Origin of the sequence: Enterobacter sp. Bisph1 (assembly GCF_000814905.1) — a bacterium.
Lineage (GTDB): Bacteria > Pseudomonadota > Gammaproteobacteria > Enterobacterales > Enterobacteriaceae > Kosakonia.
In genome coordinates, this window is record NZ_JXAG01000041.1 from 20102 (window position 1) to 32653 (window position 12552).

The 12552-nt window shown below is 55.5% G+C and carries 15 protein-coding genes and 1 pseudogene; 3 read left to right on the plus strand and 13 right to left on the minus strand.

Features of this window, described 5'->3' with window-relative positions; genetic code table 11:
* Positions 1-190: 190 nt before the first annotated feature.
* From RW65_RS12845 to RW65_RS12865, 5 genes are all read right to left on the minus strand, one after another.
* The gene (locus tag RW65_RS12845) at positions 191-739 is read right to left on the minus strand and encodes a hypothetical protein (protein ID WP_039057150.1); all 549 of its coding nucleotides are present in this window, start codon (positions 737-739) and stop codon (positions 191-193) included.
* A gap of 5 nt (positions 740-744) precedes the next feature.
* Positions 745-1185 (minus strand): hypothetical protein, encoded by a 441-nt coding sequence (locus tag RW65_RS12850; RefSeq protein WP_039057151.1) that lies wholly within the window; start codon positions 1183-1185, stop codon positions 745-747.
* A 441-nt stretch (positions 1186-1626) separates the two neighbouring features.
* Positions 1627-2334: an ArsR/SmtB family transcription factor gene (locus RW65_RS12855; RefSeq protein ID WP_039057152.1), complete on the minus strand. Its 708-nt coding sequence runs from the start codon at positions 2332-2334 to the stop codon at positions 1627-1629.
* Entirely contained in the window at positions 2331-2720 is a 390-nt protein-coding gene (locus RW65_RS12860) for an amino acid-binding protein (protein ID WP_039057153.1), read from the minus strand. The genes RW65_RS12855 and RW65_RS12860 overlap by 4 nt, the downstream gene beginning before the upstream one ends.
* 1 nt (position 2721) lies before the next feature.
* Complete coding sequence (locus RW65_RS12865) at positions 2722-3036, minus strand: antibiotic biosynthesis monooxygenase family protein (RefSeq protein WP_039057154.1); 315 nt, start codon at positions 3034-3036, stop codon at positions 2722-2724.
* Positions 3037-3320: 284 nt separating this feature from the next.
* Here RW65_RS12865 and RW65_RS12870 point away from each other — a divergent pair, with 284 nt between their 5' ends.
* Positions 3321-4325, plus strand: coding sequence for a LacI family DNA-binding transcriptional regulator (locus RW65_RS12870; RefSeq protein WP_039057156.1), 1005 nt, complete (start codon positions 3321-3323; stop codon positions 4323-4325).
* Positions 4326-4341: 16 nt separating this feature from the next.
* On the opposite strand, the gene RW65_RS12875 is transcribed toward RW65_RS12870, so the two are convergent.
* Positions 4342-5205, minus strand: a complete 864-nt coding sequence (locus RW65_RS12875; RefSeq protein WP_039057157.1) for an aldo/keto reductase family oxidoreductase — start codon at positions 5203-5205, stop codon at positions 4342-4344.
* Positions 5206-5302: 97 nt separating this feature from the next.
* Here RW65_RS12875 and RW65_RS12880 point away from each other — a divergent pair, with 97 nt between their 5' ends.
* Positions 5303-6196 (plus strand): LysR family transcriptional regulator, encoded by an 894-nt coding sequence (locus RW65_RS12880; protein ID WP_039057158.1) that lies wholly within the window; start codon positions 5303-5305, stop codon positions 6194-6196.
* Positions 6197-6273: 77 nt separating this feature from the next.
* Entirely contained in the window at positions 6274-7230 is a 957-nt protein-coding gene (locus tag RW65_RS12885) for a sensor domain-containing diguanylate cyclase (RefSeq protein WP_039057159.1), read from the plus strand.
* Between the two features lie 27 nt (positions 7231-7257).
* Here RW65_RS12885 and hycI read toward each other — a convergent pair whose 3' ends face one another.
* The 7 genes and pseudogenes from hycI to RW65_RS12920 all read right to left on the minus strand — a co-directional run.
* Complete coding sequence (hycI, locus tag RW65_RS12890) at positions 7258-7713, minus strand: hydrogenase maturation peptidase HycI (RefSeq protein WP_039057160.1); 456 nt, start codon at positions 7711-7713, stop codon at positions 7258-7260.
* Positions 7706-8116, minus strand: a complete 411-nt coding sequence (locus RW65_RS12895; RefSeq protein WP_039057161.1) for a formate hydrogenlyase maturation HycH family protein — start codon at positions 8114-8116, stop codon at positions 7706-7708. The genes hycI and RW65_RS12895 overlap by 8 nt, the downstream gene beginning before the upstream one ends.
* On the minus strand, positions 8116-8880 hold the full coding sequence (locus RW65_RS12900) for an NADH-quinone oxidoreductase subunit B family protein (RefSeq protein WP_039057162.1): 765 nt from the start codon (positions 8878-8880) through the stop codon (positions 8116-8118). Before RW65_RS12900 ends, RW65_RS12895 begins: the two co-directional genes overlap by 1 nt.
* Entirely contained in the window at positions 8880-9422 is a 543-nt protein-coding gene (locus tag RW65_RS12905; RefSeq protein WP_039057163.1) for a formate hydrogenlyase complex iron-sulfur subunit, read from the minus strand. Before RW65_RS12905 ends, RW65_RS12900 begins: the two co-directional genes overlap by 1 nt.
* A gap of 14 nt (positions 9423-9436) precedes the next feature.
* Positions 9437-11149 (minus strand): hydrogenase large subunit, encoded by a 1713-nt coding sequence (locus RW65_RS12910; RefSeq protein WP_039057164.1) that lies wholly within the window; start codon positions 11147-11149, stop codon positions 9437-9439.
* Positions 11150-11161: 12 nt separating this feature from the next.
* The gene (locus tag RW65_RS12915) at positions 11162-12088 is read right to left on the minus strand and encodes a respiratory chain complex I subunit 1 family protein (RefSeq protein ID WP_039057165.1); all 927 of its coding nucleotides are present in this window, start codon (positions 12086-12088) and stop codon (positions 11162-11164) included.
* 2 nt (positions 12089-12090) lie between these two features.
* Positions 12091-12492 (minus strand): annotated as a pseudogene (locus tag RW65_RS12920) (formate hydrogenlyase subunit 3); the annotation flags it as partial.
* Between the last annotated feature and the right edge of the window lie 60 nt (positions 12493-12552).

Here is a 12552-nt window from a genome sequence, read left to right on the forward strand (position 1 = left end):
ACCGTTCGTCTTGTGCATTCAGAGTCGACCGACATTAAGGATAAATGCTGGCATGAAAGCTGAAGCGGAGGGCCTTCAGTGGCTAAACAAGGTGTTACCTTAGGGAAAAGGACTGACCCACTTCGCTTAATATGTCAGCAACTGGCTAATATTTACCCATGACATACAAGGAATAAAAAATACGCAGCGATCAGGGATAAAGCGAACGCAGCATATCTAGTTTATCTTGTTCGAAGAGTGTGAAATCACTACTGAACGCAGGATTTTGTTGAAGCAAACGCTGTTTCACGGTCTGAAATGTTCTGTCATCAGTAAAATAAAGCGCCATTAAATAGTCCATGTCCTCCCTCCCTTGATGTTCTGAAAGGCCAATGACGCGTTTATAACACGCGGTATCGCTATGACTAACTCGATGCTTGAGCATGCACTCTTGTAATAGCAAAGAAGGGTTATTTCTTACTTTATTAATCGGCACAAGCCAGGCAATCGCTTTTTCATACTGCCCTCGGGATGAGAGTAGACTGGTATAGTTACGGATAACGTTTACATTGTCCGGGTTATCTTGAGCCAGATTATCAAATTCCTGCAGCACCGATGGCTTATCAGTTTCATTAGCCAGGACATATCTTTTTGCTAACTCAGATGCTTTGGCTGTAGGTTTATCCATATTACCGTCAGCAACGGCAGCACCGCAAAAGATTAACGACAAGAGAAGTATACAAAATTTTTTATAACACATGGCTTTTATCCTTGAAAAGGGGACAGTGTAATAACACGTTTAAAACTGCCGGGTATAGGTGGCACAGTGCCAACATAACCAGAGTCATAAAAATAACCAGACTCTATCTCAAGAGCTGGGCCTACGTAAGCTGAACCAGAGAGTAAAAATGTTACTGATCCAATGGGAACATAATCCAAACCCACTGCCCAGCGCTCTCCTTTTTTTCTTTCAAGAATATATATTTTATTATCAAGCAAGCTTCTTACTTTGCAGCAAAATAAAAGCCGCCCGGAACCAGCAGCTTTTGCCGCCTTACTTTTCCCCGTAGCAGCAATCGTTATCTCTTTGTCAGTTCCGATATTAACGTCTTTTACCGTCAGATTAATTGAATAGCTTGCATGTATACCAATACCCTCTATACGTAGGTCAGCAACCTGCGTGAAATAATAGCTTTTAGATTCCATAAAAAATCCTTTTTAAGAGTTAATAATTCCCTTTACAAACATGCTACAACTCTATAATGGTACAGTCATTTCCACATGTCAAAATGACATCTTACATTTTTAATTCAGCTCACTTTATTGACTTTATAACGCCACCATAAACATATCCAGAACGATATTCATCAATTTTATGAGGGTAAGCGAAGGTATTCACAATATAGATAACACCGTTAGTTATAGCGTCGACTTATCTATAGAAATATTTAACATAGCTCCAGCTCATTTATTAAATGTGAAAAGAGTCTTTTTTACCTACTGGTAGGGTAAATAGTATGTTTATCTTCCTGCCAGCCGTAACGACATGCTGCTTAAATTTCGACAGACGAGACTTATAAGTTAAATTTACAGTTTAAGTCATCAAAGAGTATCTTTCGCATATGCCCATAACACGCGGTTTAATTATTATGTTCCTATACCGAACACCCGATAAAACGCCGCCTTTCCCTCTGGGGTGATGGTCACTTCCCGATAGCCCGGGTTTCTTTGCAGCCAGCCCTGTTTTTCAAAGGCGATCAGCAGCGCCGCGCCCGCATCGCCGCCGAGGTGAAATCGCCGCTCGCTCCAGTCAAGGCAGGCTGAACAGGGTTTGCGTCGGGTGTGGGGATCGAGCACCGCACCAAGGCTTGCCAGACCGCGTTTACCTACATCCGTAATTGTGCTGCCCTCCTCGCCGATCCAGCCTTCACGCTGCATAAAAGCAAACACGCCCACGGCCAGCTCCCCGGCGAGATGGTCATAGCAGGTGCGCGCATGGCGCAGCGCCAGCGGCGTACGGCTCGCTGGCGTCGGTACTCCACGCATTGATACGCCCATCATTGTTTCCAGCAGCGCGGCGACATCGCTGCCCGCCAGCCGGTAGTAACGATGCCGCCCCTGGGAGACGCAGACCAGCAGACCGCTGGCCAGCAGTTTCGCCAGATGCGCGCTGGCGGTTGAAGCGGCAATCTCCACCACCGCGCTGAGTTCCGTCGCCGTCCATGCGCGCCCGTCCATCAATGCGCAGAGCATAGTGGCCCGCGACGGATCGGCCATCGCGCTGGCAAGTCCCGCAAGCCGCTCCTCCAGCAGAGGCGAAGGCTGCGGCGTGTTTTGTAACCCGTATGAACTCATAAAGCCGGGACTTCCCATTGTTTCGTTACCTCACGCGCCAGCGTGTCGTTATCAGTAAGCAAAATTAAGCGGTTATCGTGGTCGCTGTATTGCACCACAATATTAACGTTGTGTTGTGCCAGCGTACGGGCAATCGCCCCCAGTTCACCGGGCACTTGCCGAAGTTTACGCATCACCGGCGGCGTCACGGCCTGCACCCTAAACCCGGCAGCGTGCAAAACGTTGCCAGCGCGCTCGCCCTCTTCTACCAGAAAGTGCGCATGGCTTTGCTCGCCCACGGTAAAGACGCCGCCGCCTTCCAGCCCAACACCGCTGATGCCCAGAGTTTCACCCAATCGCGCCAGTTCACCCGGCGTATTGTTCAGAATAACGTGAATGTCGTACATATTATGGCTTCCCGGTACTGGAGGTGTAATCGCGAAAAACGTGCGCGACGCGGATACGGTAAAAAGCAAAAATGGCCTCGCGCCCTTCGGCCTGCGCTTGCTGATGCAGCACATTGCTTTTCCATGCCTGCACCGCCTCGTCATCCCGCCACCACGACAGGGATAATATCTTGCCTTCACGGCTCAGGCTTTGAAAACGCTCTATGGCGATAAACCCCTCGATCTCTGCAAGCACCGGCTTTAAGTCTGCGGCAAGCTGCAGGTAACGCGCCTGCTGTCCGGGGGCGATATCGGCTTCAAAAAGAACGGCAATCATCACGGGCTCCTTCTTCGTTAATGAGCGGCCAGTGTGACCTTACAAGGCAGCTTATGCTTCGCCAGACAACGAAATATGCCCGGCGGCGATAACGCCTGCTTGCCGCACCTTGTGCTGCGCAGGTCGCAACATTGAGCGACGCCGATCGCGCGATTAGCCTGATATGTGATAATGAAACGAAACGAATGCGTGATGCCGGGCTTAACCGCGTCCATCTTCAATGGCCGTTTTTGTACCGCGGGTCAATGCAGGCACCAGCATAATAACGAGAGTGAGGTTTAACGATGGTCACGATACTGGATGTCGCCAGGCTGGCTGGCGTGTCCAAAGCGACAGTATCGCGTACGCTAAATGGCAAAGTTTTTGTCCGCGAGGAAGTAAAAGCCCGAGTGTTGCAGGCGATAGCCGAAACGGGCTACCGCCCTAATCAACTGGCGCGCAATCTCGCCAATAATAAAACCAACTCCGTTGGGCTGGTTATCACCAACGGGCTCTATAACGGTCCGTTCTTCTCCAGCATGATTTATCACGCCGCCACCCATAGCGAACGCCACGGTCGACAGCTGGTGCTGGCGGATGGCAAACACAGCGCCCGCGAAGAGCGCGAGGCCATCGATCTGCTGCTGTCGCTGCGCTGTGAAGCGATCATGATCTACCCGAAATACCTGACGGTGGCCGAACTCGACGAGATCATTGAGCACAATAAAACGCCGTTGGTGGTGATTAACCGCGAACTGGAGCGTCACCGTAGCCAGTGCGTCTTTGTCGATCACCAGCAAAGTTGCGAAACGATGATGGCGCACCTGCTGGAACAGGGGCATACACGTATTGCCTTTGTCGCCGGTGCCGAAGCCTCTCCTACCGGCGAGCGTCGTTTAGCCGGGTATCAACAAGCCCTGCGCAACGCTGGGATCGAACCCGATCCGCAGCTTTTAGTGCGCGGTAGCTGGAGTACCGACAGCGGTTATCAGGCAGGACGCGAGCTGCTGGCGCGCAAGGTGCCGTTTACCTGCGTACTGGCGGCGAATGATGATATGGCGATTGGCGTGGCGAAAGCCTGCTATGAAGCGGGTTTGCGGCTGCCGCAGGATATCTCACTGGCGGGATTTGATGATGCGGATATCGGCAAGTATTACCACCCGGCGCTGACCACTATCCATGTACCGATGGATGAAATGATCCGTAACGCCATCGAAATGGTGCTGCTACCGGAAGCCTCCCCCGTTTCTGCTCCTCGTGGCGAGCTGGTGCGCCGCGAATCGGTTGCTGCCTGTAAAAATGCCCACTGACTGCGGGCATTTCCTCTTACGCTTTGCCAATGGCGTCCAGTTTTGCCAGCGCCTCCGGCGGCAATGTCAGCTGCGCACTGGCGAGGTTTTCCTGCAGATGCTGCGGTGATGAGGTGCCCGGAATCAGCAGGATATTGGGCGAACGCTGCAACAGCCACGCCAGCGCGACCTGCATCGGTGTCGCGTTCAGCGCCTGGGCAACCTCGTTCAGCTCGCCGGACTGCAACGGTGTAAAACCGCCTAACGGGAAGAACGGCACAAAGGGGATCCCCTGCTCATTAAGGCTGTCGATAAGTTTGTCATCATGACGATTCGCCACGTTATAAAGGTTCTGCACACAGGCAACAGGCGTCATTTTCTGCGCGTCGGCCACCTGTTTTGCCGTTACGTTGCTAAGGCCGATATGGCGAATCAGCCCGCGCTCTTTCAGCTTGATTAACGCCTCCAGCGGCGCTTCCAGCGGCCCATCTTCCGGCCCGTGCACGCCAAACATCGCGCGCAGGTTCACTACTTCCATTGAATCAAGCCCGAGATGACGCAGATTATCCTCCACGGCACGGGTTAACTCGTCGGCGCTGAAGGCGGGTAGCCAGTTGGCTTGATCATCACGGCGCGCGCCGACTTTGGTTACGATGCACAGATCCTCCGGATAAGGATGCAGCGCCTGCTTGATCAATTTATTGGTTACGTGGGGGCCATAAAAATCGCTGGTATCGATATGGTTGACACCGGCGGCAATCACGTCGCGCAGTACCTGAATCGCTCTCGCTTCATCGGCGGGCGGGCCAAAAACCCCCGGTCCTGCCAGCTGCATTGCACCGTAACCCAGACGACCAACTTCACGATCGCCAAGACGATAAGTCAGTGTGGTTTGAGACATGAAATACCTCCCGTGTGTTGTGTTAATCGATTGTAGGAGCTTGCTGGCTGTGCAACAATCCGGCGAAATTCATACACACTGTACGGTTAAACGAACAATGAAGCTGGATTTCGCCCTGTTAAATGCGATTGTCGCCGTTGCCAACGCCGGGGGATTTCGCGAAGCCGCTCGCGTTACCGGCAGTAACCCTTCTCGTCTGAGCGACGCGGTAAAGCGCGCGGAACAGCAGCTCGGCGTACGCTTATTTAACCGCACGACGCGCTCCGTTGCCCTTACCGAAGCGGGCAAAACGCTGATGGCACGTTTGCAACCGGCGATGAGCGAAGTGGACGCCGCACTCGATGCGATTAACCGCTACCGTTCAACCCCCAGCGGCACGCTGCGCCTGAATGTGCCCGTCAGCGCCGCCCGGCTGGTGCTGCCCGCCATTATTCCCGCTTTTCTGGCGCAATACCCGGATATTCAGTTGGAAATCATTGCCGAGAGCAACGTGCAGGATGTTTTTCGTGACAGCTGCGACGCGGGTATTCGCTATGATGAGTGTCTGGAGCAGGACATGATTGCGCTGCCCATTGGCCCGCGCCACCAGCGTTTTGCCGCCGCCGCATCCCCCGCTTACCTGCAGCAGCATGGCGTGCCGCTTCACCCCAGGGATTTGATAAACCACAACTGCATTCGCGGGCGCTACGCCAGTGGGGTAACCCCCGAATGGGAATTTGAGCGCGATGGCGAGTCGTTGCGTGTGCAGGTGAACGGCGGGCTGGTGGTCAGCGTCGGTAGCGCGGTGGATCTGGCGGTGCAGGCGGCGATTGCCGGCAGCGGCATTATCTATCTGTTTGAAGAGTGGCTGCGCCCGGCGATAGAGCGGGGTGAGCTTATCCCGCTGCTGGAACCCTGGTGGTTATCGTTTAACGGCCCATCTCTTTATTATAATTCTCGGCGGCTGATCCCGGCACCTTTACAGGCATTTATTGATTTTGTGCGTGGGTAGGCAAGTTACGGATATATAACGCGATGCCAGGCAGATCTGTCTACACTTGGGATAAGTGCCAAGAGCGAGGGTGAGCCATGATCTTTCCAGCCATGCCAGTCAATGAAATCGAACGGCTTAAGTCGCTGTACATGATGGATTTGCTTGATAAAACAGATGATGAACGCTTTGACAGATTAACCCGTACGGCGAAGACCACCTTCGATGTACCGATTGCGGTAATAAGCCTTCTCGATCGCGATCGCCAGTGGCTGCTGTCGCGCAGCGGCGTCGATACCTGCGAAACGCCGCGCAATCTGTCCTTTTGCGCCCATGCGATCCTCGAAGAGGGTGTGTTTATTGTCAAAGATACGCTGGCCGATCCGCGTTTCGTTGACAACCCGTTTGTCACCGGCGAGCCCTGGGTGCGCTTCTATGCGGGCTGTCCGGTGCATCTGCCCGACGGCGCTATTGCAGGTACTATCTGCATTATCGATACTTATCCGCGCCCCTTCTCCAGCGCGGAGATCAACACCCTGCTCGACTTCGCCGCCATTGTCGAAGATGAGTTTTTGATCCTCAGTATGGCGATGAGCGATAGCCTCACCGGCATGCCGAACAGCCGGGGGTTTTACCGGACCGGCGAGAAACGCTTCGCCTGGTTTAAAGAGCACAAAAAAGATTTCAGCCTGCTCTATTTCAGTATTGATAATCTGAAAGCGATTAATGAACTGCTCGGCAATCGCGAGGGCGATCTGGTGGTAAAAACCTTCGCCAATAATCTGACGAAATGTATTACCGAGCAGGATATTGCCGCACGTCTCGGCGGCGGAGAGTTTGCCGTGCTGCTGGGCAATGCGGTGCAAAATGGGGTGGATGCGTTTTTATTCGATCTGCAATCACGCATGGACGCTATCGATCATCTCTCCGGTAAGAATTACCACATTAATTATTCGCACGGCATTATCGAAAACGGCGGCAGTAAATACAACACGCTGCGCGATATGCTGGAGGATTGCGACAAAGTGATGTACGCCGAAAAACGCCGTCGTTAAACCTGCGCCGGGCTTCCGGCGCACCGTTTACAGCATCCCGAAACCGCCGTGACCTTCCCAGCCCGCAAGCCGCTGATAAATAAGCTCCACCGCCTCTTTTACCGGCGGCGTCATCGGGTAGTAAAAACCGACAATATCCGGCTGAATACCGAGAAAAATGACCTCGCCAATATCCTCTTTCAGCTGATCAATCAGGTAGTTCAGCGGCATATTGTGGGTGGTCATCAGGAACATCTCGGCAATATCATCCGGGTCGACAACACGAATTTCGCCGGGGTTTAGCCCCATATCCGTGGCATCAACAATCAACAACCGCGAAGGCTTCAGTTCGCGAATGGCGACAATGTCGTTTTCCGGCGCGCTACCGCCATCAATCACCTGCCAGCTGCCCGGTGGATTAGCGGCACACATCTCCGCCAATAAGGGGCCTGCGCCGTCGTCGCCCATCATACTGTTGCCAACACACAGCAAAACGTCAGTCACGTAATCTCCTTACCATTAAATAGATAGCGCTCTCCTGATGAATATCATGCAGCATCGACAGCAGCGCTTTGCTCCAGGCAAGCTGTTGCGCGTTTTGCCGCGCCTGCGCCCGATCGAAGGCGTTTGCCAGCAGCATTACGTGGGTTGAGTCGATAACGATTTCACCGTAGCGCGGCACGCCTTCCATCTTGCGCCGCGCTTCACTCCCCTCTTCAAGGGTGGCGATCCACGCCAGATAATCATCCCACGGACAAGAGAGCGCCGTTTCCAGGCAGTCGATCACCCCTAGATGGTGGCCGATAGCCAGGCTGTAATAGACCACCTGCTGCGCCTGGGCGGGTGCGTTGTCGTTCTCGTCGATAAATTTCCGCCGCAGCTGGCTAAAGACCACCGATTCGCCCATTAGATTTTCGCCTCCTGCACCACTTGAGCAAGGTGGCTGACAATCTCCGTCAGACGCGGATCGTTCTCCTGGGCCAGCCAGCGCGCCACTTCATATTCGCCGACGCTTCGCCGTTGCATATAGTCATCGGCAATCTGCCGACCATAGCGGTAGCCCGCCAGCCGCCGGGCGGTGCGGTCCACTTTCACCCGCAGCGGCTGCACCATGCTCGGATGCAAAATCTCCGCCGGACGATCGTCCTGTTCACCCGGCAGACGGGCGTGGATCTTCTGCTCCAGCAGCCCCAGCGCCATGGCGAAACCGTACAGCGTGGCGGCAGGCGTCGGCGGGCAGCCGGGAATATAGACATCCACCGGGACGATTTTATCGGTACCGCCCCAGACGCAATACAGGTCGTGGAAGATACCACCGCTGTTACCGCACGCGCCGTAGGAGATACAGATTTTGGGATCCGGCGCAGATTGCCAGGCGCGCAGCGCTGGCGAGCGCATCGCACGGGTGACCGCCCCGGTAAACAGCAGGATATCCGCATGGCGCGGCGACGGCACCACTTTGATGCCGAAGCGTTCGGCATCGAACAACGGCGAAAGGGTGGCGAAAATTTCGATTTCGCAGCCATTACAGCCGCCGCAGTCGACGCGGTAAACGTAAGCGGAACGTTTAATTTTAGTGAGCAGCGAGGCTTTCATGCTGGCGATGGATTCATCCACCGTCATCGGCACCGGAATTCCCTCCGCGTCACGCGGACCTAACAGCTGGCTCATTAGCTGGCCTCTCTCATATGGCGGGTCAATTCAATGCGGTCGGAGGGCACCAGGCACTTCTGGCGCTTGCACTCCGGGCAGGTTTCAAAACTTTCACGATGCTGCTCGGCGCGGGTATCGCCGTTATGGGCCAGCAGGGCAATGGCGTAGTCGATCTCTTTTTGCACCGCGAACGGCCGGGCGCAGACGCGGCACTCACACAGCTCAAAGCGCGACTGCTGCAGGAAATCGGCTTTGCTCCACACCGCCAGTTCATACTCTTGCGACAGGGCAATCGCCGCTGTCGGGCAGACTTCTTCACAGCGGGCGCAAAAGATGCAGCGTCCGAGATTGAACTGCCACGCCAGTTCGCCGGTACTGAGATCCGTTTCCACCGACAGGGCGTTCGACGGGCAGGCGTTAACGCAGGCCGCGCAGCCAATGCACTGCTGCGGGTTGTGCTGCGGTTTGCCGCGAAAGTTTTTATCGACCGGCATCGGCGACAGCGGATAGTCGCTGGTTGCCGTACCGGTTTTGATCACTTTTTTGATAAAGGTAAACATCGCTCCCGTTCCCCTTACGATTTCAATGGCGAGTGTTTACGCTCAATCGCGTAACGCTCCAGCTCTTTGTAGGCCACGACTTTGCTCTTCTTCTTGCGCACATCGACCACCGTCATGCGGTCGGTGCAGGAGTAGCAGGGATCGAGGCTGCCGATGATCAATGGCGCGTCAGATACCGTGTTACCGCGCAGCATATAGCGCAGGGTCGGCCAGTTGGCATAGGTCGCCGCGCGGCAGCGCCAGCGGTAGAGTTTCTGGTTGTCGCCGGTCATGCTCCAGTGAATATCATCCCCGCGCGGCGCTTCGGCAAAACCAAGCGCAAAACGGTGCGGAACATAGGTAAAGCCCTCCACCATCAGCGGACCGCCGGGCAGATTATCGAGGCCGTAATCGATCATATTGAGCGCGGTGAGCACTTCGTTAATGCGTACTTTCAGACGCGAAATCACATCGCAGCCCTGCTCCGTGTGCACGGTCATCGGCAGCAGGCCGTAACCGACGAACGGGTGATCGGCGCGGGTATCGCGCGCGTGGCCGCTGGCGCGCACCATCGGGCCAACGTTACTGAAATCACGGGCGATCTGCGGATCGAGACGGCCAATGCCAACGGTGCGCTGCTCGATATTCGGCGTACTCATCAGCATCTCCACCAGCTCGGTCACATCGCGGCGCATCTGCTGCGCCAGCTGGCGAGTCTGGATCATATCGTCTTTCAACATGTCGCGGCGGATGCCGCCGATCAGGTTCAGACCGTAGGTTTTGCGCGCCCCGGTGAGAATTTCCGCCATTTTCATTGAGGCTTCACGGACGCGGAAGAACTGCATAAAACCAGAATCAAAACCGACAAAGTGACAAGCCAGCCCCAGGTTGAGCAGATTGGAGTGCAGACGTTCAACCTCCAGCAGAATGGCGCGGATCATCTGTGCACGTTCCGGCACCACGATACCCATCGCGTTCTCTACCGAGGTGGTATAGGCGGTGCTGTGGGCAAAGCCGCAGATACCGCACACGCGATCGGAGAGGAAGGTGACTTCGTTATAGCCCATGCGGGTTTCCGCTAATTTCTCCATCCCGCGATGGACGTAAAACATGCGGTAGTCGGCATCGACGATATTCTCGCCGTCGACAAACAGGCGGAAATGGCCCGGTTCGTCTGAGGTGACATGCAACGGGCCAATCGGCACCACATTGTTCTTCTTATCACCCAGCTCGTTAATAAATTGATAGGTTTCCGCATCGGTGGTCGGTGCCGGGCGCTGGCGGTAATCCATGCTGTCTTTACGCAACGGATAGAGTTCATCCGGCCAGTCATCGGGCAGCACCAGACGGCGTTCGTCCGGCAATCCTACCGGGATCAACCCGTACATATCGCGAACTTCACGCTCGCCCCATACCGCCGCCGGAACGCGCGGCGTCACCGAAGGATATTCCGGTTTCAGCGCGTCCACTTCCACGCGCACGGTGATCCAGCACTTAACGCCCTGCTCCATCGACAGCACGTAATAGACGGCAAAGTGGCCGTTCAGTTTGCGCTCGTCGTTGCCAAACAGCACCGAAAGCCAGCCCCCCTGTTGGTAGTAGAGATACTCCACCACTTCCGGCAGGTAGTTCACTTTAATGGTGATGGTTATCTGGTCTTTGGTCTGCCACGCCTCATCCAGCACCACGCCGGGGAATTTCTCATGCAGGGCGGCAAGATAGTGTTGACCGATTTTTTCTTCAAACATGCTCAAACTCTCTTAATAGGTCGCCAGCAAGGAGACAAAGGCTAAAAAGGCGACGCCGAAACCGGCCCAGGTAATGCGCGAGGTGGCGACGAAACGCAGACGGGCCATGCTGTTTTCAAACAGGGCGATAATCAGTACCCCCGCCACCAGTTTCACTACCGCCAGCAGCGTCGCCAGCAGTAAACCCGTGACGCTAAAGCTGCTCATCTGCCCCCAGGGGAGGAAAACGCCAACAAACATTTGCAGCACCACCAGTTGTTTCAGACTGATGCCCCACTTCAGCACGGCGAAACCGCTACCGCTGTACTCCGTCAGCGGCCCCTCCTGTAGTTCCTGCTCCGCTTCCGCCAGATCGAAGGGCAGCTTGCCCATCTCGATAAAGGTGGCGAAGGCGCAGGCGCACAGGGCGAGAAACAGCGGAAGCGTGTGGGAGAGCGGCCAGTGATAGACGGTGCTGGAGATATGGCTAATATGGGTGGAACCGGCGACCAACGCCGCGACCCACAGGCCGAGCAGCAGGATCGGTTCGACCAGCACGCCGAGCATCGCTTCACGGCTTGCGCCCAGGGCGGTAAACGGGCTACCAGTATCCAGCCCGGCGATGGCAAAGAAGAAGCGCGCAATGGCGAACAGATAGATCAGGGTTATTAGATCCCCGAGCACCGGCAGCGGCGAAGCGAGCGTCACCACCGGCAGTGCGGTGGCAATCGTCAGCATCACGCCGACCATGACAAACGGCGTCAGGCGAAATACCCAACCGGAAGCGGCCGGGGCAATACTCTGGCGACCCAGCAGTTTCAACAGATCGCGATACTCCTGCAGCACGCCAGGTCCACGTCGGTTATGCAAACGGGCGCGCGCCACGCGGCTAATACCCGATAGCAGCGGCGCAACGGCAAACAGCACCAGCGCCTGCACGACGGCAAATAGAAAACTCATTATCAGGCTCCTCGCGAAATCACGACCACCACCAACACCGCCAGCTCAATCAGCGCCAGGCGGCGCAGCACCATCGGTGCGCTTTCGCCGTGCCAGCCGGGGATCGGGATGTTGGGTTCCAGCCATTTGCGCAGCTTCAGCACTGGCGCAAAGGCCGCTTTTACCGGCATGGCGAAACCGTGGGCGGTAATCACCATTGATGATTCATGATCGTAACCACAGACCCAGGCGCTGCCGCGACGGCGGGCCGGCAGGCGATCGCCTTTAAACAGCATCATCAGCAGCAACGGCAACAGCGGCGTGGCGATCAGCAGCAGGGCTATCATCGGCGGTGATACGATGGTATCGGCGGTTGGCAGCCCCAGCGGGACCACGGCGAACAGGCGCGGCATTAACCACGGCGCTGTTGCCGTTGCTGCTGATGATGCTGTTTAAAGGCGATCGCCTGCCGGCCCGCCGTCGCG